This is a genomic window from Lutispora thermophila DSM 19022, assembly GCF_900142105.1.
Classification (GTDB): Bacteria; Bacillota; Clostridia; order Lutisporales; family Lutisporaceae; genus Lutispora; species Lutispora thermophila.
In genome coordinates, this window is the sequence record NZ_FQZS01000007.1 from 144,123 (window position 1) to 163,478 (window position 19,356).

Below are 19,356 nucleotides of genomic sequence, written 5' to 3' on the forward strand. Positions count from 1 at the left end.
ATGCTACTTCTTATTTAAAAAATTATATGCCAACAATGCCTGTAATGCAGAACCTAACGGGAGACAGTCTTCGTCAATATCGAACCTGCTGTTATGTCCTGGATAAATTATGCCTTTTTCCTTGTTACCGCAACCCAACACATAATATAATGAAGGTCTTTCCATGGAGAAATATGCGAAGCTTTCCACACCCATGCTGGGTTCCTTCAATTCTATGATTTTATCGCTATGAATCAGCTCTGGAGCAGTTTCCCATGCAAGCTTCAACATCATATCATCGTTATATGTGCAGGGATATCCATCAATAATGTTAATTTCTGCACTTCCTCTCATGGATGCAGATACTCCTTCCACTATTTCCCTGAATCTGGATTTCATGAATTGTCTATGTTCCATGCTCAATGTCCTGATGGTGCCTTTAAATTCTACTTCGTCCGGAATAACATTTTCAGCAGTACCAGCGTGTATAGCACCTATAGTCAAGACTGCAGGCTCTGTAGGAGATGTCTCCCTGCTTATCATCGTTTGCAGTGCATTTATGATATTACAGGTTATTGTTATAGGATCTATTCCCATATCTGGATGAGCTCCGTGAGCACCTTTCCCTCTAATCTTCACGCTGAAGGGATTTGAAGCCGCATTAACCGCTCCTGATTTCAACCCAATGGTGCCGCATTGGAGATTTTCTCCAACATGAAGACCTATTACTGCGTCCACATGGGGATCTTCCAAAACTCCTTCTTCTATCATTAGCTTTGCACCCCCAACCGTTTCCTCTGCAGGTTCAAAGAGCAATACCACATTCCCATTCAGCTCATTTTCCATGTCCTTTAATATCATAGCCGCTCCCAGCAGTACAGCCATATGGGCGTCATGACCGCAGGCATGCATTTTTCCTGGAATCTGAGACTTATACTCATGCTGAGCCTTCTCCTCAATAGGCAGAGCATCCATATCAGCCCTCAAAGCTATGGTTTTGCTTCCTTTACCTCTTATCACTGCCTTTATACCGGTCTTTGCCACACTCCTATATTCAATTCCCATACTTTCAAGATATCCTTTAATCTTTTGGGAAGTCTTGTACTCTTCAAGACCTAACTCCGGTTCTTTATGAAAATCTCTTCTAATATCTATCAACTTTTTCTTATGCTCCATAGCTTTTTTAAGAAAGTCCATCATATACTCTCCTTTCTGTTTTTGATGTATTGATTATTTGAGATAAATTATAGCAATGGGAAACATGATCTTCAATACAGTTAAACTGTATATTTCATATTGCCTCAAGAAATAGTATAATTAGGTACGAGGAAATACCCCTACTTTACAGGTATTTTTTCCCTCAGAATGTTACCATACTATAGATAAAAACTACCAAAATATGTTGGAGGGATGAGTTTGAAATCAAAAGTCTATTTTTATAACATGAGGGCAGGAAGGCGTTCAGAGAGTATATCCCAAAAAGTTTCAAAGCTGTTTGATAAAGCAGGATTCAAAGATATAATAGAACAGGATAAGCTCACAGCCATAAAGATACATTTTGGAGAGAAAGGTAATAATGGATTCATTAATCCTATTTATGTGAGACAAGTCGTTGATAAAATAAAGCAATATGGAGGCAAACCATTTTTAACGGATTCCAATACTTTATATAAAGGCAGCAGATCCAACGGAGTGGATCATCTTGTGACCGCCATAGAAAACGGCTTTGCCTATGCTGTTGTAAATGCACCTTTGGTCATATCCGATGGAATATACAGCAAGGATTCAGTGGATGTACATATTGAAAAGAAACATTTCAAAGATGTAAAAATAGCGTCAAACGTATATTATGCAGACTCTATGCTGGTAATGTCTCACTTCAAAGGACATGAAACCGCAGGCTTCGGAGGAGCCATAAAAAATATGGCTATGGGTTGTGCTCCGGCAGCAGGCAAGCAGCAACAGCACTCAACAGCAAAGCCAAAGGTAGGAGACATGTGCAAAGCATGTCAGATGTGTCTCAAAAACTGTCCCGCAGATGCCATCATAATGGTGGATGGCTCCGCATTTATCCAAGATGAAAAATGCATAGGATGCGGTGAATGTGTTTCCATGTGCATCTATAATGTTATAAAGCCTCAATGGGGCACTGCAATGGATGCATTTATCGAGAGAATGACTGAATATGCTTATGGTGCCTGGTCAACAAAGAAAGGCAAAATCGCCTTCATAAACTTTGTGATGAATGTTACTCCCCTATGTGACTGCGTACCTTGGAGTGATGCTCCTATCGTTCCGGATATCGGTATACTGTCCTCCTTTGACCCAATAGCTATAGATCAGGCCAGTTATGACCTTGTAAACAAGCAATTGGGAAATGCTTTCAGCGAAATAGGCGAATGTGGTTGCGGCCTAAAGAGCGGTGAAGATAAGTTTAAGGCAATACATCCGGATACAAAAGGAGAAATGCAATTGTCCTATGGTGAAGAGCTGGGCATGGGCAACAGAGATTATGAGTTGATAGAACTATAGAGCAAGGAAAACCTTGCTCTATCTTTTTGCATGATTCAAATATTAAACTTATTCATAAGAAATGCTGCCTATGAGCTGGTGATAAACATCATAATGGTCAATATAAAGGGAATGGCTGCAGCAATAAAAGCTCCTAATCCCTCTGGTTTATTTCCCTTTTTCCAGCAATAACAGCCATAACTTCCAATATATATGATAGGAGGTATAAAAATAAGCAATAAATAATTCTTCATTATTCCTCTTCCTCCGTACCTTTAATTGGAGAACTTTTTATCATGGTTCCTGTCCTCCTGATTTTTACCTCCACATCCACCGTTGCTTTTACATCTTTCATTCGCTCTATCCAATTATATTTTTCCCATTCCTGTATAGTAAGAAAGCTCTTTACAAAATAGCTGCCAAAATTCAAGAAATCCACATTAAGCTCCTTAGCCTTATCTATCAATGCTTCTGCCTGTTGCTTTATGATATCTTCTGCGGCGCCTTCCAGATAACCTATCTTATTTGCTTCTTCATAATCTATTCTGCTCTGAACTGATAATATTTCTCCTTCCATCAACAACTTAACATGTATTACAGGTTTATCCCCATCAAACTCAACTTTTACTTTTGGTTTTTTTTGCTGTTTCAGATTTATGGATACATAGAGTTCAGGTTTCAATGGATCATGAAAGGTAAAAACCCCTTGTTTGAATTCTCCTCTCAATGCAAGCATAATCCTGGTTTCATATCCATTAAATTCAGCCACCATCTTATCACCATCAAATACGGCAGCGCCGAAGAATTCAACCGTATTACCTCCCTTTCTGGGCAACTCCCCTGCCTTTCTTTCTCCTAATTCTATTTTGTTCTCATCATCCTCTGCATTTTGTTGTAAGATGCTAAAATCATTTACAGCAGCCAGAATAGCCACAGACTGTCTGTAGCTTGATTTTGTTCCGCTGTAGAAATCCTTCAGCTGTATCTCAGGAAAGAACCCTGTCTGCTTTGACTGCTCCATAAGTCCTTCCTGCATTCTGGCCATGGATATTCCTATCCTGGGATTAAACTCCTCTATAAATGATTGGGCAGTGCCTGTGGAAACCACTACTCCTGTAGTCCTCCTTATTTCCCTAAATCTTATTATAGGACCCAGAGTCTCATTGAATTCTCCCTTTTCTGCAATGTCCCTTGATAAGACAATGTACTTGGTATGCCTGAAATTAATAGTTCTAGCTATGGATGTATCCAGTATATTGGCCGCATGAAAAAAATCCGGCGCATCTATGGTAATGGTTAAATACTCAGAGGTTTCTTTTCCATCAAATGTTTCCTTGGATCCACTGCTTCTCATGTTGGTTATCTGAAAACTGAAACGCCATTTATCTGCAGTTCCATTATCCACTCCTATAGTAGTCACGTATGCATAATCATCAACTTCATGGGCATCGTAGCATGATATCGATAGGAAAACTATGAAAAACAGTAACAATATCAGCCTAACTCTTCTCAACATTGGTCTGTTTCCCCCTTCTGAATAGAAGCCATATAGCCCAGGATATGAATATGGGAGTATAAAAGCCTATCCATCCATATCCCCTGAAAATTGGGACTATATAATCAAGAATTATTGAGATAGAAGGAACTATTAAAGTTGATATGTATGTTGAAATTCCAAAGGAAATTATTATAGGCTTCTTGTCTTTAATATTAAACACATGACAATAACAAATGATTGATCCATAAAATATGGCAGTAAGACCTATCAATGTGCTCAAGTTCCATGTAAATATGAATACGACTTCTATGCGTTGAAAAAATCTTCCGTATTGAATGAGGGATACCATTATATATAGAGGATCTGCAAGCTCAGTGGTAACATAATAAGGGAATGATATGATTACCGAAAATAATACAATTGAAATAATTAATCCTCCGATAATCAGACTTTTATACCCTATTTTGCCTAAATCTTTAGTATTGTTCAAAGCTTTTGCAAAAACACCAAGGAGTATAAATTCTCCAAAGGCAGAGCTTCTCATTATTCCATGTCTTACAGTATTACCCAAGCCATAACCCAATATAGGAAAAAGCTTATAGCCCTGGAATGTTCTGTATGATAACACCATTACAATCAAAAAATTAAATAGCAATATAAAAGATAGAAATTTGGCCACTCTTCCCAATCCTTCAATGCCCAAAAAACATACAGTTACCATGGCTATGATAAACATACCTACAATAAAACCCGGAGGTGACTCATGGAGAAGATATACATTAGTTGCATCTGTGAACTCCCTGAGTGTGATACTGACTGTAACAAACAGCATTATGCAGGAAATGAAGGAGAGTACTTTTCCAACCTTCTTTCCAACTATATCATCATATATTTCAAGAAGGTTTTTCCCAGGGTATGCTTTTGACAATGCATACATCTGGCTGAAAACACCAATCGCCACAATATCTGATATGAGAACCATATACCATCCTGCAGTTCCCACTTTCTCCACAACCGCTGCTACGCTTGTAAAGAAAGCCTTGCATGCAATGGCATTTACCAGCAAGCAAATCATCTCCACATTGCCTATTTTGCCTTCATCCATAAGCTCCTATCCTCCAATAGATCATTTGCTTTTTTGCTTTTTTAGAGTATTCATCTTATCAGGTCTATATTTCATTCCATCTATAGGTCTAACTGCAATTATATCGTGACTGGTTCTTAGCTTAGGAGCAACAGGTGCCATAAAAGGCACTCCAAAAGATTTTATGCTGCACATGATGGCAAAATATACGAACATTCCTATTGATATTCCATAGAACCCCGCCATATATCCCATTATTATAAAAAAGAACCTGGAAACTCTCACAGCCAACGACAAAGAATAGTCAGGTATTACATAGCTTGCAATACCTGAAGCAGCAACTATTATTATAAGTATGGGGCTTACCAGACCTGCCTGAACCGCTGCCTGACCCAGTATCAAAGCTCCAACTATACCCAATGTCTCTCCTATAGCTCCAGGTACCCTCGATGAAGCTTCTCTTATGAGCTCAAAAGCCACTTCCATAACCATAAGCTCTATTATTGTCGGAAATGGTACTCCCTCTCGTGCGCTTGCTATTGATGCCAGCAATTCAGAAGAAATCATCTCCTGGCTGTACAATACCAATGCCATGTAAAATCCCGGCAAGAATACTGCCATAATCGTCCCTATCAATCTTACAATACTTATGAAGGTACCATATTGCCATCTCAAATCCGTATCTTCAGAAGTATGGTAAAGATTAAAAAACGTTATTGGCACTACATTTGCAGAGGGTGAACCTTCTACTATTATTAGTGCTTTACCTTCTATCAAAAATGACACAGCTCTGTCCGGTCTTTCCGTATTCAGCACCTGAGGAAAAAGCTGCCACTTGCTATCTTCTATCCACTGTTCCAGCATCCCACTACTCAAGATGCTCTCAGATTTTACTTTGTTTATTCTTTTCTTCAATTCTTTTGGTATCTCCGGATTAATTATTCCATCTATATAGACTAGAGCACATCCTATATTGTTATCTGCTCCTATGTTCATGTACTCCACTATGAGATTCTTATTTTTGCATAGTCTTCTCAATATGGAGATATTAGTGGGTAAATCCTCAACAAAGCTTTCTTTAGAACCCCTTATAGTCTTTTCGTTTTCGGCCTTTTCTATGTTTCTTTTTGGATAGTCTTTGATTTCTAATAAGAGACACTTGTTATATCCATCTATGAAAAGGGCACAAAATCCATTTGTGATCTGATTTTCAATTTTATCAAACAAGTTAGATTTTCCTATGGTGCCAACATTTAGTACTTTATCAACCAAAGCATCTATGAAATTTTCTTCTTCATAATCCAATCCCGTGGTTTCCAGCATAAGGTTTTTCAGTACTACTTTATTCATCATCTTCTTATCTATCAATCCATCAATAAAAACCAAAAATGCATCTATATGCCCGCATATTTTTAGTTTTCTTATTGTTATATCTGCATTTTTAGGAATATTGAAATCCTCTTTAATTCTCCTTAAATTTCTTTTTATATCCACATAAATATAGGCTTCTTTGCCAGCTCTGTGTTTTCCCCAACTACTTACATTGCTGTCATCTTCCTTAGACTCCAAAAGCTCAAACTGTTGATTTTGAGTTTTTTCTTTATATATAAAGATGTCCCACCAGGACTTTTTTTGCATCTTTGGTCACCATCCTCGAAATTTATGTATACAGAGAATAGCTATAATTGCAATAATTAGTATCTATAAACTTCCTAATAACTATGCAAAAAGCCTCTGAATTTTAATCCAGAGGCCAGTAAGCAAATTCTATATATTAACTTTTTTCCAAAAAGCAGGTATACTTAGAAGCAATATTGGATATATCTCTAACCTTCCAATAAGCATTGCACAGGATAGCACCAATTTGCTTAAAACAGACATTTCCGAATAATTTCCCAAAGGTCCTACTACAGAAAAACCAGGTCCAATGTTGCCCAATGTAGCTGCCACAGAAGACAATGTGGTCAACATGTCGAAACCATCTAAAGAAACTACCAACACTGCTATTACAAATATCAACATATACATAAAAAAATAGTTTTTTATTTCCCCAACATATTTTTCTTCAACTACTTTATTACCTATCCTTACAGGATATACACCTCTAGGATGAATTATCCTCAAAAGTTCTGTCTTCGTAGATTTCATAAGTAACAGTATCCTTATGACTTTCATGCCTCCTCCTGTTGATCCTGCGCATCCCCCTATGAACATTAAAAAGAATAATATCACCTTTGAAAATATGGGCCAATTGTTAAAATCAGTAGAACTATAGCCTGTTGTAGTTATTATGGTCACAACCTGAAATGAAGAATGCCTTATGGATTCTCCTATGGTTTCAAACACATTTCCGCATAAATCTATGCTAATAAGCAAAATGGCGCCTAAGACAATTGCCAAATAGAATCTGAACTCCTCATCTTTTAAAAAAGCTTTAAAGTTTCCCTTTATAGCTTGATAGTACAATGAAAAGTTAACACCACACATAAATGTAAACATGGTTATAATAATTTCAACAAGCACATTATTGAATGAACTGATACTTGTATTCCTGCTTGAGAAACCACCTGTTCCCACACTTCCAAAGGTATGTATGCAAGCATCAAAAAGAGGTAGACCGGCCATAACCAGCAATACTATTTCAGCAAAAGTGAATAAAACATATATGGCATATAATATTTTAGCAGTATTGGCCACCTTGGGAACTAGTTTCCCCGGTATAGGTCCTGGACTTTCTGCCACCATAACTTGAAAGGCTCCCGTACCTGTTATAGGAAACAAAGCCATAGTTAATACCAGAACTCCCATTCCGCCTATCCAATGGGTAAAACTTCTCCAAAATAAGATAGCCTTGGGTAAAGTCTCAACTTCCTTTAGAATGCTTGAACCAGTAGTGGTAAATCCTGAAACTGTTTCAAAAATACAGTCTATAAAGGAAGGTATAGATCCGCTAAGATAAAAGGGCAATGCTCCAAACAGAGATATCATTATCCATCCAAAAGCTACTATAGCAAATCCATCTCTTGTATATATGGTTTTGTTTTCTGGCTTTACAGCTATTACACATAATATTCCAACAACCAATAAAATAAATATAGTATAGAAAAATGCAACCCCGGTTCCATCTTTATAAATGAATGAGACCATAAGAGATGGCATCATGGCAATAGCCTCGCAAATCAAGATCATCCCTAGGCTTCTTAACACCATTTTTATATTCAAACTTATTACCTCCTGCGGAGCTTACAGCAAATCATCCAATTCACTTATATTTTTATCCTTTGTTATTATTATAACTCTATCATCTTCTTGAATTACATCATTACCATGTGGTATTACAACATGATTCTTTCTGACAATAGTAGCTACTATAGCATCCTTGTTTAATCTTAATTTTTTAAGAGGTGTATTAATAATTCTGCTTCCCCTGGTAGCAATTAGTTCTAAAATTTCTGCCTGTCCTTCTACTATCCTATATAATGTTTCTACAGAATTACCTCTTATAAATTTCAATATGTGCCTTGTAGTAATTAACTTTGGACATATTACATTATCTATACCTAATTTATGAATGACTCCCATATAGTTCGTTCTGCTTATTTTAGCTATAACCTTTTTTGCCCCGTTCTGTTTGGCTACCAACGCAGCAATAAGGTTTTCCTCATCCATGCCAGTCAGCGCTACAAAGGCATCCATTTCCCCAATATTCTCTGATTTCAGCACTTCTTCATCGGTACCATCACCATTTATGATGAGAGCATCTGGAAGATAAGAGACAAAATCTTCACATTTTTCTCTGTCTATTTCAATCAATTTTGACCTTATGCCCATGTCATTGAGCATCTGTGATAGATAATAGGCTATTCTTCCAGCTCCTACTACCATTACATTTCTTATTTTTACTTGAGCAACATCACATAATTTAAGAAAGTTAATCAAACCAGAGGTGTTTCCTAACACATATACGATATCGTCATTCTTTATCTGAAAATCACCTTTAGGTATTATGACTTTATCATCTCTTAACACAGCTCCAATCAACGCAGATTGAAGGTTCTTATTAGGCAGATCTTTAAGTCTTACCCCTGCTACAGGCATTTCATCGTTTATTTTCAGCTCTATCATCTTAACTCTACCTTTTGCAAAATTTTCCACATCAATTGCAGCAGGAAAAGAAAGACTAAGAGCTATTTCTTCGGCAGCCGCATGCTCTGGATTGATAACCATATCTAATCCAATTTCCTCTTTCAGCATGGCAAGTTCCATAGCATATTCAGGATCTCTTATCCTTGCAACAGTTTTAACTGCACCCAGCTTCTTGCCCGTCAAGCAGCAGACCATATTTACTTCATCGCTGTCAGTTACTGCTATCAAAAGATCTGCATCCTTAATACCTGCTTCTAACAAAATATTGGTACTGACACCGTTTCCTTTAATGCATAATACATCCAGGTTCTCTTCAGCTTTTGCTAAGGCTTCAGAATAGTTATCAATTATTGTTACATCATGATTCCCTTTTGATAGTTCCAAAGCGAGATTATACCCTACTTTCCCTGCCCCTATAATAATAATTTTCATTAAATTCCCTCCATATGATACATCTGGCATAATCCTAAAATTACATTTTAACTTATTAATAACTTTATTACAACACGAGAAAACAGAAACATTATTGCATAAAACGCAAATTTTACTAATTATGCTAAAATGCATAGCTATTATGTGAAAATTATTGTTGTTTCAATATTTAGCTATATTCCTATACTTCATTTATCTATTTCTTCCACAAACTAGGCATAGTCAAGACCAAAATAGGATATATTTCAAGCCTGCCCATAAGCATGCAAATTGAAAGCACAGCTTTGCTTAGCCCTGACATATTAGAGTAATTTCCCAAAGGTCCAACATCTCCAAAACCTACTCCTGTATTTCCCAAGGAAGCTGCTGCTGCAGATAAAGTTGTAGAAAAATCGAATCCATCCAATGATACTACAACTACTGCAACGACAAAAATCAATATATAGGCAAAAAAGAAATTCTTTACCCCACTCAAAGTCTTTTCATCAATTATTTTATTACCCAATCTGACAGAATACACTGCTTTAGGATGTATTATAGATTTCATCTCTATCTTAGTTGATTTTAGCAAAAGAAGTATTCTGATGCTTTTTATAGCTCCAACTGTAGACCCAGAACTTCCTCCTATAAACATCAGTAATAATAATATCATTTTACTAAATAATGGCCATGTATCAAAATTTGATGAACTATATCCGGTGGTAGTTATCATGGAAGCCACCTGGAATGAAGAATGCCTCAATGACTCCCCTATGGATTGATATACATTTCCATATAGATTAACTGATATTAGTATTATAGAACCAATCACTACTCCTATATAGAATCTAAACTCCTCATCTTTTAATAATGCCATTACATTTCCTTTTATAACTTGATAATACAATGTAAAATTAACACCACAAGCTAGCATGAATATTGTAATAATAATTTCTGTTGCTACATTATCATAAGCTGCAATACTAAGATTTTTATTGGAAACTCCCGCTGTCCCTGTGGTACCAAAAGCATGAATAAAGGAATCATATAGAGGTAGACCTGATGCAAGAAGCAATACTATCTCTATTATTGTTATGGAAAGGTATATTTTATACAGTATTCTAACTGTATTGCTTATTCTTGGAACAATTTTACCCGGGTTGGGCCCGGGCACTTCTGCTTTCATAATCTGTAAGGTTCCTGCTCCAACTGATGGCAATATTGCAAGAGTAAGAACAAGAACTCCCATGCCTCCTAACCAATTTGTAAAGCTTCTCCAGAACAATATACTGGCAGGTAATACTTCAACATTATCCAGTATGGTTGCTCCAGTTGTAGTAAAACCGGATACTGCTTCAAATAGACTATCTCCAAAACTTAATATTGAGCCACTGAAGTAATATGGAAGTGCACCAAACAATGATATGATTATCCATCCAGCAGCAACAATAGCAAATCCATCTCTTGCATATATGCTGTTTGCTTTTGGTTTTAATTTTGCTAAAGGTAACCCAGCAATTATCAATAAGAATAATGTATAGATAAATGCCATCACGGCTCCATCTTTATAAATGCTTGAAACAAGTATTGAGGGCAATAAAGCTATGGCCTCACATAACAATAGAGTGCCCAAACCCTTTAATACCATTTTCAAATTCATATCATGTCCTCCTATAAAGCTTGTCCTAATACATTTCACATACACGTGCTGAATATATATAACTTACCTTAAAGTGCTTGTACTACTCATTCTACTATAGCTTTTCTAATACTACAACATTTTACAATTATACATTGTCATCATCTTTTCTGCAACTAAAAAGAAAGACTTCCTATTGAAGGATTTATAGCACTTAAGGAAGCCTTTTCTTCTACTCTATTCTTCTTATATCATAGTCCTATGTCTTAAATTTTCAAACTTTCCCCTTCCAAATATTTCATTATACCCATAAATATGGCCCAGGCCAGTTTTTCCTGATATTTCTCATCTTTGAGGAGCCTTTCTTCTTCATAGTTTGATATGAATCCACACTCCACTAGAACACTGGGCATTTTATTGTTTTTCAGTATATATACAGTATCAATGCTTTTTGCCTTTCTTGTATTATTATTCCTTATGACATCTATTAGCTCAGCCTGAATAAGCTCAGCAAGCTTTTTCCCCTCTTCATCCCCTTCATTATAGAAACATTGGGCTCCATAATATTGGGATTGCGGAAAGAAATTAAGATGAATGCTTATAAAGATATCTGCACTTGATTCGTTAACCATCTTGCGCCTTTCTCTCAAGTCCTCATTCTTTTTTTCTCTTATCCTCGAGCTGCCTCCACTATACAACCCGCTATCATCCTCTCTGATCATTAATGCAATTCCGCCGGATTGCTCTATTAATTTTCTAAGCTTAAGAGCTATTTGGAGGTTTATCTCATCTTCCAACACACCCGTTACACCTATTGCTCCGGGATCTATACCTCCATGACCCGGATCAATGATGATTATTTTATTTTTCATTGGAAATCTGCTTATAATCATTGCGTCTGTATCAATGAAAATTGCAGAAAACAATAAGAAAATTAACCCCATAATCATAGCCGTTATTTTCATCAACTGTTTTCTACCAATAACTATGACCCTCAATGTAGCACCCCCAAAAAATCTTATATTATAAAATATAGATGTTAAGTATGTAATATTCATAAAAGTGACAATATGATATAATTATTATTATATATATAATAAGGAGGGGTTAAATTGGCAGATATAAGAGTCAGCAAACTTGCAAAGCTGTTGGTAAATTATAGCTTAAGGTTGAAAAAAGGTGACACTTTTATGATCAATTGCAAAACTGCATGTGAGCCTTTACTTAAAGAAGTCTATAAAGAAGCTATTTTGGCCGGTGCACATCCAATCGTATTCAACAATCCCGAAGAGCTAAATGAAATCTTCCTTAAATATGGAAGTGATGAGCAGTTATCCTATGTACCACCTTATTCTCTGGACCTGATTAAGACTGTAGATGCCTATCTCACTATATGTGGCGAACACAATACAAAATCCTTTAGCAATATAGACCCTACCAGAATGAAATTGCGATCCCAGGCTATGGCAGAATACAGCAAAATTTATATGGAGAGAATGGGTAATGGCTCATTAAGATGGTGCGGAACACAGTTCCCTACAAACGGAAGTGCTATGGATGCAGAAATGTCATTGTCCGAATATGAAGATTTTGTTTATGGTGCAGGACATATTGATTCCGAAGATCCTGTGGCTCACTGGATGAAGGTTCATGAAGAACAGGAGCGATTGGTGAAAATACTCAATACCAAATCAGAGTTTGAAATAATTGCAAAGGACACTCACTTAAAGCTTAGTGCTAAAGGAAGAACGTGGGAAAACTGCGACGGCAAAGTAAACTTCCCCGACGGTGAAATATTTACTTCTCCTGTGGAAGAATCAATAAACGGACATATTAGATATACATATCCTGCAATATACAATGGAAGAGAAGTGGAAGACATTATCCTGACATTCAAAGATGGTAAAGTTGTTGATGCAAAAGCAGCCAAAGGTGAAGATTACCTTCTTCAGATGCTGGATATTGACAAAGGTTCCAGATATGTAGGTGAGTTTGCAATAGGAACTAATTATGGCATTAAGAAATTCACTAAAAACATACTATTTGATGAAAAAATAGGAGGAACAATTCATATAGCTGTAGGGGCAGGCATGCCTGAATGCGGAGGTAAAAATGTATCCAGCCTCCACTGGGATATGATATGCGATATGAAGAACGGTGGAGAAATATACGCCGATGGAGAACTGATATACAAAGACGGAAAGCTTATAATATAACACCAGTTGCTAATCATCCTGAGAAACATCGTTATTATGAAAAAAGGGGGCCACTCCCCCTTTTTTCATTACCCAATCCTTATTCTTGACAACAATAGATAAAGTATAGCAACCTCAATAGGTGCCATTATTAAAGCTGTAGTTGCTCTAGCAGGCAAAAGCAGCCAAAATCCCTTTTTAAGAAGTATACTAAGCCATAAAGTATTCAATCCAAATGATACTAGCACTGTGACAATTACAACTGAAATTATTATTTTAATCAATTTGTGCTCATCTTTGGACCTAAGAAATACCAATCCAGGTATGAAACCAGTAAGAAAAGAACTCACTGTAAATCCCGGAAAGTATGGTCCTGCAGCTCCTCCCGTCATAAGAACCCCTCCAATATCTGCTATAGCTCCTGTCAGCCCTCCCACAACAGGTCCAAGCATGACACCGGATAACAGAATAGGAATATCACCAAAACTAAGCCTCACCGAATTGCCAAACAGGTACAAACCGAAAAATCTGGCTAGTATAATGCTCATGGCTGCTAGCAATCCTCCAACCACAATGGAAAATGTACTTACTCTTCTGGATTCATTAAACAAAAAAAACCTCCTCCTTGTTTAACCTGACAGGTCACACTAAAGAAGAGTTGGCTTCTCCATGTGACAGCGGATGCGATGCTGCATCGCAGGATAACCCTTTCGTTTAGTGGCAACTTCCCATCCACTAACACTTAACGCGCAGGCATCTACTCTGTCAGCTATTTAATTATCAATATTTATAATGATAATATTTTTTTACATAATTTACAACTATTTTATATAACCTTTTTTTATTAATTTATCAATATGCTGTTTCAGTTTTTCATCTATGGATATATTATAATTTTCTTCCAGCACATACATCATTGAAACAGCAACTTGCGCCACATCAAGAAGTTCTTCAGCTATCTTGTCAATAACCACAGCTTCTTCCATTGTGCATTCTTCTCCGTTTAGCCCTCTATATTTGCCTATAAGTTGGGCCAGTTCCCCCGCTTCTTCCATAAGCTTAAGGGCTGTAGATTCAATGTTTGGCTTAAGATTGTTAAGCCTTGGCAAGCTTACGCTTTTATACTCCGTTGACCTCATCACAATACCCCCGTCATCAATATACTGGGTTCATAACTAGCTGAAATTAACTATTTGAATATCTTAAATCTATCTTCTAAAGGCATAAACTCCTTTTCTCCTGCTGGAACTGTTGGCTTTCCAAAGGGCATCTGGGCAATAAGCTTCCAGTTGTCAGGAATGCTCCAATGCTTCCTTACATCCTCTTCTATCAACTCATTGTAATGCTGCAGCGACGCTCCCAAACCTTCTGCCTCCAAAGCTGTCCAAATAACATATTGAATCATACCCGATGATTGCTGTGACCATATAGGAAAGTTGTCTTTGTATCTAGGGAACTGTTGCTGCAACGATTGGACTATGCTCATATCTTCGAAATACAATATTGTCCCGTATCCCATCTTAAAAGAGTTTATTTTCTCCTCAGTTGGAGCAAATTTATCTGCCGGAACAACTTTTCGCAGTGCTTCCATTGTAATATCCCATAATGCATCATGACTCCTACCTAGCAGTAGAATCACTCTTCCACTCTGGGAGTTAAATGCAGACGGTACATGCAGCACCGCTTCTCTTATAACTTCTTCCAGTCTTTCATCGGAAATAGTGGTTTCTTTACTTATTCCATATATGGATCTTCTTTCTTTCACCGCTGTATAAAAATCGCTTGCCATTAAACTTCATCTCCTTTTTATTTAATATACCTTTCATAACATTGATAGTATTTACTAATTTCATATATTTAAAAAATCAATGTGTTTCATAAGTCAATGAAGCCTTTTCAATGATATAAATATTGGTTGAGATAGTTGATAAAACTCTTTATATCTTCCTTATCATCATAATTTTGATAGTGGTTTAGGCTAAATGCTACAAATTTCTCAACATAAGGTTTTTCTAAAAGCATCTGAATGGATATTCTTTCTTTAGCCGCCGGTTTATTTCCATCAGATGTTGTTTCGAAGGTCTCAACATTTCCATAAAGCTTTATTCCCAGCTTATCTGTGCTTTTCTTTGTGTATGCAAACAAACTGCTAAGTTGCTTTATATCTACATTATTTACTCCTACACCATCCTGAAGTGCAAGAATATCTATCTTTGTATTTCTCATAGCATTCTCCACCAACATTCTCCAATTGGCAAGAGGCATAATCCATCTATAGTTTGAATTATAAAATGGAGATATCATTATTTCCTTATCACTTTTTGACTTAATTTCCCAAGCTATTTCCTTAAGAAATTTATTTAAATTCTTCTGATAGTTCTTAGTCACGGCAGTAAACTGATAGAACTCATAGGGTATATACCAACCCTCAATGGAAGGATGATGACCATAATTATCTATTACTTCATTAAATATTCTCTTATTAATTTCCGCTTCATTCATCAACCATTCCAGATCCATTGCATTTTTAATCCACCAATCATTGTTAAAGCCTAAACCAATTCTCACTTTCATCTCTACAAAATCTGCTGCACTAAGAAGATTATCAAGCATGTCCACCTGATTATGTTCATAATTCTCTATACTTGTGGGGTAAACCGCATATCTGTCTCTAGTATCGGCTATATACTGGACTATCAATTCCTCTACACTGGCTTCTTTAAGCATAAGCAATTCTTTAACCCACCTAGCCTTGTCCCAGTCCTTGGAGTGCCAGTATTGAATGAAAGAAGCGCTAAATACTCCACTAGGTTTGGCTAATGTTTTTGAAACTTCTTGCTCTGAATATGAAAATGCAATAGCACTAACTAATAACAGTATTATAACATAAACCTTCTTCCATCTTCTCATATGTTTTACCTCATCATGGCCACAAGAACCTTGCTAAAACTAACAAAAACTCACAACAACTGATTTGACAGCCTGTCCATATATAAACCGAACTTTAGAGCAGATAATTCATCTTTAAACCATTATATCACATTATGTATACTAGCAAAACAAAAGTATGTTTGCTTTATTGATGTTTATAATATCCATATCATACCTTAAATCGCATAATTATAGATTGAAGACTTTGGGCAAGGTTTGAAAGGCTCTCACTGGCATAGGCAATTTCTTCGATAGATGCAGTTTGCTCCTCTAATGTTGCAGTCATTTCTTCAGTTGAAGCAGAATTCTCTTCTGCAATAGAAGACAAACTCTCGAGTGTGCATAAAATTTCATTTTTCATGTTCTGCATATCCTGACCGGAAATAATTAGTTTATCAAGAGCGCTCATAGCTTCACTCATGGCTTGTGATATAGACATATATTTTTCTCTGGAGTTTATTACGCTGCTTCTCTGCTGCCTTGATATGTCAGATACCTTTTCCATTGTCAGTACCGCAGATTTTGAATTGCTTTGAAGTTCATTCACCATTCCATCAATCATTTTCGTTGAGGCCGATGATTGTTCTGCCAACTTTCTAATCTCTTCAGCAACTACTGAAAAACCACGACCTGCTTCCCCTGCTCTTGCAGCTTCTATAGCTGCATTCAATGCCAGTAAATTTGTCTGTTCTGCTATTCTTGATATTACACCGCTTGCCTCTCCGATTTTATTGGAGCTATCATTGGTTTTCAATATGATATCATAGATTTCCCTTATAGCTTCACTGCTTTCTTCAGTTATCCTATATAAGTTATCGACTTCTTCCAAGCCTTTTTCAACTACTTCCTCTACTCTTTTAACAGCTTCATTGAGATCATTCATATGTTCTTGATCCTTTTCAATGCTCTTTCCCAGCAAAAATGCTTTATTTGCTCCTTCTTCCGTGTTCTTTGCCTGGTCTGTAGCGCTCCTGGATATTTCCTCTATAGTCTTAGAAATCTCTTCAGCTACTTTTGCCGATTGTTGAGAAGTAGCTGTCAACTCTTCTGAAGCCGTTGATACTTGTTGAGATGAATCACTTATTTGTCCTATTATATCCCTTAGGCTGTAAGTTATGGTCTGTATGGCCTTTGACAAAGCACCAATCTCATCCTTTTTATTTATATAAAATTGAGGAACATCTTGTGTAATATCCAAAGCAGCAATTTTCTCCGAATGCTTGGCTGCAAAAATAATGGGTTTTGTTATTGAACTTCCTATAATATAAACAAGAACTATGGCTATTATTATAACTATGGTAACAAACACTATAGTAAACTTCTGAAGTTGAACTGCCTCATACAGCACTTCACTTTTATCAGCAGTAATTATCATAATCCAATTGGTTCCCCTAACAGGTGCATATCCAGCATATAAATCCTTGTCTTGATAACTATAGCTACTTATTCCCTCTTTCTCTTTTAGTATCTTCTCGAATAATTGAGCTACAGAAGCCTGTGAAGGATCGTTTTTAGCTTCAACAATGGCATTGCGTTGGTCTAGAACTTTTTGATTATCTGGATGTGCTACTACTGTCCCTGAATTGTTAATCATATAAGCATAACCGCTATCACCGTAGCCCAAATCTTGTATAATATCTGATAATGCTTTCCATGAACGGCTACCTATTAATGCTCCAACTACTTTTCCATCTCTTTCTATTGGAGTTGCATACATAAAAACAATATCATTCGTAATATTGCTAATAAACAAATCTGATACATTTGCTTCTCCCTTTAAAGCTTTTGATACATAATCTTTATCGCTTAAATCAATGGTTGAGCCATCTGCATAATAGGCTTTTCCATCAGGTTGAACCACTCCAATATCAATAAAATTAGTCGCTTTCACTTGATTTTCTATCACAGCCTTCTGTGCTGTCCAATCCATTGTTTTAATATCTTCTCTCATAGATATCATATTAAGAGTTTTCATTTGCGTTTCAACTCTGGTCTCAACTAACTTAGCAGCTTCAAAGGAAAGAGATTTAAGCGCTTTTTCTGCCTCATTGGTTAGGGATTCACTGGCTCTATTGCTATTGATAACACCTAATACCGTTAAAGATAACATCATTAAAGTAGAAAAATACAATATCAATTTTGTCTTAATGCTTTTCATTTCTGTACCCCCCATAACATAATATTATCTTCAATTCTGCATCTCTCAGCCTTTAATCAACTGTTAATCCACCTAAATTATTGCTTCCACCGGACAGAATATCTTTTCAGTGTAAACTCTTAATATAAAGTTGCTCATGGGAGTTTCTACGGAAAACTTAATTAGAACTCAACATACTACAATTCCAAAATTTTAACCAACAATTGTAAATTTCCATATCATTCTTTCTGGTATTGCTGATTATTAACTCAAATAATTGGGATCTTTCAAATTTTTTATACTCATATACATAATCACTTAAGCTTCTCTCATCTGATAAAACTCCTCCTTCCACGCATTGTTTAATCATGTCCTGTATCAATTCATCTTCTTTGCTTGTCCATTCTCTGTACTTTTCCCTTATAATATCTGCAATATCTTCCGGAGGAAACAAATGATATCTAAATAAAAATTTCATCTTTATAATGTTCTGACAATAATAATCCATAAAGCCCTTGTAAAGAAAATACAGCTTCATATTTGGAGGTATATCAGATCCTAATTCATCAATGTTTTTTGATATATTTAGTTTTTCTTCCCAGACTTCATCATAAATACTAAAGAATAACTCCTGTTTGGATTTATAGTAAAAATATAAAGAAGATGGTTTAATTTTCACTTCCTCACAAATGCTTCTTATATTTGTTGCTTCATAACCAACTTCTACAAACATTTTAAAAGCTGTATAACGTATCATATCATTTGTTTTATTTGACATATTATTTCCCTCCAAAGGAACATTGACTACCGAATGTTCGTTAGGTT

At 36.2% G+C, this 19,356-nt stretch carries 17 protein-coding genes and 1 riboswitch; of the genes, 2 read left to right on the plus strand and 15 right to left on the minus strand.

The window, feature by feature from the left end; translation table 11 throughout:
• Positions 1 to 3: 3 nt before the first annotated feature.
• Positions 4 to 1,176, minus strand: coding sequence for a M20 metallopeptidase family protein (locus BUB48_RS06345; protein ID WP_073025407.1), 1,173 nt, complete (start codon positions 1,174 to 1,176; stop codon positions 4 to 6).
• A 219-nt stretch (positions 1,177 to 1,395) separates the two neighbouring features.
• On the opposite strand from BUB48_RS06345, the gene BUB48_RS06350 reads away from it, so the two are divergent.
• The gene (locus tag BUB48_RS06350) at positions 1,396 to 2,511 is read left to right on the plus strand and encodes a DUF362 domain-containing protein (protein ID WP_073025408.1); all 1,116 of its coding nucleotides are present in this window, start codon (positions 1,396 to 1,398) and stop codon (positions 2,509 to 2,511) included.
• A gap of 68 nt (positions 2,512 to 2,579) precedes the next feature.
• Here BUB48_RS06350 and BUB48_RS18040 read toward each other — a convergent pair whose 3' ends face one another.
• The 8 genes from BUB48_RS18040 to cwlD all read right to left on the minus strand — a co-directional run bounded on the left by BUB48_RS18040 (position 2,580) and on the right by cwlD (position 12,233).
• Positions 2,580 to 2,744, minus strand: a complete 165-nt coding sequence (locus BUB48_RS18040) for a hypothetical protein (RefSeq protein ID WP_175548375.1) — start codon at positions 2,742 to 2,744, stop codon at positions 2,580 to 2,582.
• A complete protein-coding gene (locus BUB48_RS06355) occupies positions 2,744 to 4,006 on the minus strand; it encodes a Ger(x)C family spore germination protein (protein WP_084524401.1) in 1,263 nt (420 codons plus the stop codon). The genes BUB48_RS18040 and BUB48_RS06355 overlap by 1 nt, the downstream gene beginning before the upstream one ends.
• On the minus strand, positions 3,990 to 5,093 hold the full coding sequence (locus tag BUB48_RS06360) for a GerAB/ArcD/ProY family transporter (RefSeq protein ID WP_073025409.1): 1,104 nt from the start codon (positions 5,091 to 5,093) through the stop codon (positions 3,990 to 3,992). The genes BUB48_RS06355 and BUB48_RS06360 overlap by 17 nt, the downstream gene beginning before the upstream one ends.
• Before the next feature lie 21 nt (positions 5,094 to 5,114).
• The gene (locus tag BUB48_RS06365) at positions 5,115 to 6,710 is read right to left on the minus strand and encodes a spore germination protein (protein ID WP_073025410.1); all 1,596 of its coding nucleotides are present in this window, start codon (positions 6,708 to 6,710) and stop codon (positions 5,115 to 5,117) included.
• Between the two features lie 129 nt (positions 6,711 to 6,839).
• The gene (locus tag BUB48_RS06370) at positions 6,840 to 8,294 is read right to left on the minus strand and encodes a TrkH family potassium uptake protein (protein ID WP_073025411.1); all 1,455 of its coding nucleotides are present in this window, start codon (positions 8,292 to 8,294) and stop codon (positions 6,840 to 6,842) included.
• Between the two features lie 21 nt (positions 8,295 to 8,315).
• Positions 8,316 to 9,650 (minus strand): Trk system potassium transporter TrkA, encoded by a 1,335-nt coding sequence (trkA, locus tag BUB48_RS06375; protein ID WP_073025412.1) that lies wholly within the window; start codon positions 9,648 to 9,650, stop codon positions 8,316 to 8,318.
• Positions 9,651 to 9,846: 196 nt separating this feature from the next.
• Positions 9,847 to 11,289: a TrkH family potassium uptake protein gene (locus BUB48_RS06380; protein WP_073025413.1), complete on the minus strand. Its 1,443-nt coding sequence runs from the start codon at positions 11,287 to 11,289 to the stop codon at positions 9,847 to 9,849.
• A gap of 245 nt (positions 11,290 to 11,534) precedes the next feature.
• Positions 11,535 to 12,233 (minus strand): N-acetylmuramoyl-L-alanine amidase CwlD, encoded by a 699-nt coding sequence (cwlD, locus tag BUB48_RS06385; RefSeq protein ID WP_408631042.1) that lies wholly within the window; start codon positions 12,231 to 12,233, stop codon positions 11,535 to 11,537.
• A 147-nt stretch (positions 12,234 to 12,380) separates the two neighbouring features.
• Between cwlD and BUB48_RS06390 the strand changes: the two genes are divergently transcribed.
• Positions 12,381 to 13,484 (plus strand): aminopeptidase, encoded by a 1,104-nt coding sequence (locus tag BUB48_RS06390; RefSeq protein ID WP_073025414.1) that lies wholly within the window; start codon positions 12,381 to 12,383, stop codon positions 13,482 to 13,484.
• Positions 13,485 to 13,552: 68 nt separating this feature from the next.
• Here the strand turns inward: BUB48_RS06390 and BUB48_RS06395 are convergent, their stop codons facing one another.
• The 6 genes from BUB48_RS06395 to BUB48_RS06420 all read right to left on the minus strand — a co-directional run bounded on the left by BUB48_RS06395 (position 13,553) and on the right by BUB48_RS06420 (position 19,309).
• Positions 13,553 to 14,074 (minus strand): folate family ECF transporter S component, encoded by a 522-nt coding sequence (locus tag BUB48_RS06395; protein ID WP_073025415.1) that lies wholly within the window; start codon positions 14,072 to 14,074, stop codon positions 13,553 to 13,555.
• A 62-nt stretch (positions 14,075 to 14,136) separates the two neighbouring features.
• Positions 14,137 to 14,230, minus strand: a riboswitch (THF riboswitch).
• Positions 14,231 to 14,284: 54 nt separating this feature from the next.
• Positions 14,285 to 14,602: a MazG-like family protein gene (locus BUB48_RS06400; RefSeq protein WP_073025416.1), complete on the minus strand. Its 318-nt coding sequence runs from the start codon at positions 14,600 to 14,602 to the stop codon at positions 14,285 to 14,287.
• A 50-nt stretch (positions 14,603 to 14,652) separates the two neighbouring features.
• A complete protein-coding gene (locus BUB48_RS06405) occupies positions 14,653 to 15,252 on the minus strand; it encodes a nitroreductase family protein (RefSeq protein ID WP_073025417.1) in 600 nt (199 codons plus the stop codon).
• A 107-nt stretch (positions 15,253 to 15,359) separates the two neighbouring features.
• Positions 15,360 to 16,373, minus strand: coding sequence for a DUF4434 domain-containing protein (locus tag BUB48_RS06410; protein ID WP_073025418.1), 1,014 nt, complete (start codon positions 16,371 to 16,373; stop codon positions 15,360 to 15,362).
• 190 nt (positions 16,374 to 16,563) lie between these two features.
• Positions 16,564 to 18,552 carry a methyl-accepting chemotaxis protein gene (locus BUB48_RS06415; RefSeq protein ID WP_073025419.1) on the minus strand — a complete coding sequence of 663 codons (1,989 nt, stop codon included), beginning with the start codon at positions 18,550 to 18,552 and terminating at the stop codon, positions 16,564 to 16,566.
• Positions 18,553 to 18,709: 157 nt separating this feature from the next.
• Positions 18,710 to 19,309 carry a TetR/AcrR family transcriptional regulator gene (locus BUB48_RS06420; protein WP_073025420.1) on the minus strand — a complete coding sequence of 200 codons (600 nt, stop codon included), beginning with the start codon at positions 19,307 to 19,309 and terminating at the stop codon, positions 18,710 to 18,712.
• Between the last annotated feature and the right edge of the window lie 47 nt (positions 19,310 to 19,356).

Excerpts from the sequence above, each read along its gene's own strand:
- BUB48_RS06345 (WP_073025407.1), bottom strand. The coding sequence starts at position 1,176 with ATGGACTTTCTTAAAAAAGCTATGGAGCATAAGAAAAAGTTGATAGAT.
- BUB48_RS18040 (WP_175548375.1), bottom strand. The coding sequence starts at position 2,744 with ATGAAGAATTATTTATTGCTTATTTTTATACCTCCTATCATATATATT.
- BUB48_RS06355 (WP_084524401.1), bottom strand. The coding sequence starts at position 4,006 with ATGTTGAGAAGAGTTAGGCTGATATTGTTACTGTTTTTCATAGTTTTC.
- BUB48_RS06360 (WP_073025409.1), bottom strand. The coding sequence starts at position 5,093 with ATGGATGAAGGCAAAATAGGCAATGTGGAGATGATTTGCTTGCTGGTA.
- BUB48_RS06365 (WP_073025410.1), bottom strand. The coding sequence starts at position 6,710 with ATGCAAAAAAAGTCCTGGTGGGACATCTTTATATATAAAGAAAAAACT.
- trkA (WP_073025412.1), bottom strand. The coding sequence starts at position 9,650 with ATGAAAATTATTATTATAGGGGCAGGGAAAGTAGGGTATAATCTCGCT.
- BUB48_RS06380 (WP_073025413.1), bottom strand. The coding sequence starts at position 11,289 with ATGAATTTGAAAATGGTATTAAAGGGTTTGGGCACTCTATTGTTATGT.
- cwlD (WP_408631042.1), bottom strand. The coding sequence starts at position 12,233 with ATGAAAATAACGGCTATGATTATGGGGTTAATTTTCTTATTGTTTTCT.
- BUB48_RS06400 (WP_073025416.1), bottom strand. The coding sequence starts at position 14,602 with ATGAGGTCAACGGAGTATAAAAGCGTAAGCTTGCCAAGGCTTAACAAT.
- BUB48_RS06405 (WP_073025417.1), bottom strand. The coding sequence starts at position 15,252 with ATGGCAAGCGATTTTTATACAGCGGTGAAAGAAAGAAGATCCATATAT.
- BUB48_RS06410 (WP_073025418.1), bottom strand. The coding sequence starts at position 16,373 with ATGAGAAGATGGAAGAAGGTTTATGTTATAATACTGTTATTAGTTAGT.
- BUB48_RS06415 (WP_073025419.1), bottom strand. The coding sequence starts at position 18,552 with ATGAAAAGCATTAAGACAAAATTGATATTGTATTTTTCTACTTTAATG.
- BUB48_RS06420 (WP_073025420.1), bottom strand. The coding sequence starts at position 19,309 with ATGTCAAATAAAACAAATGATATGATACGTTATACAGCTTTTAAAATG.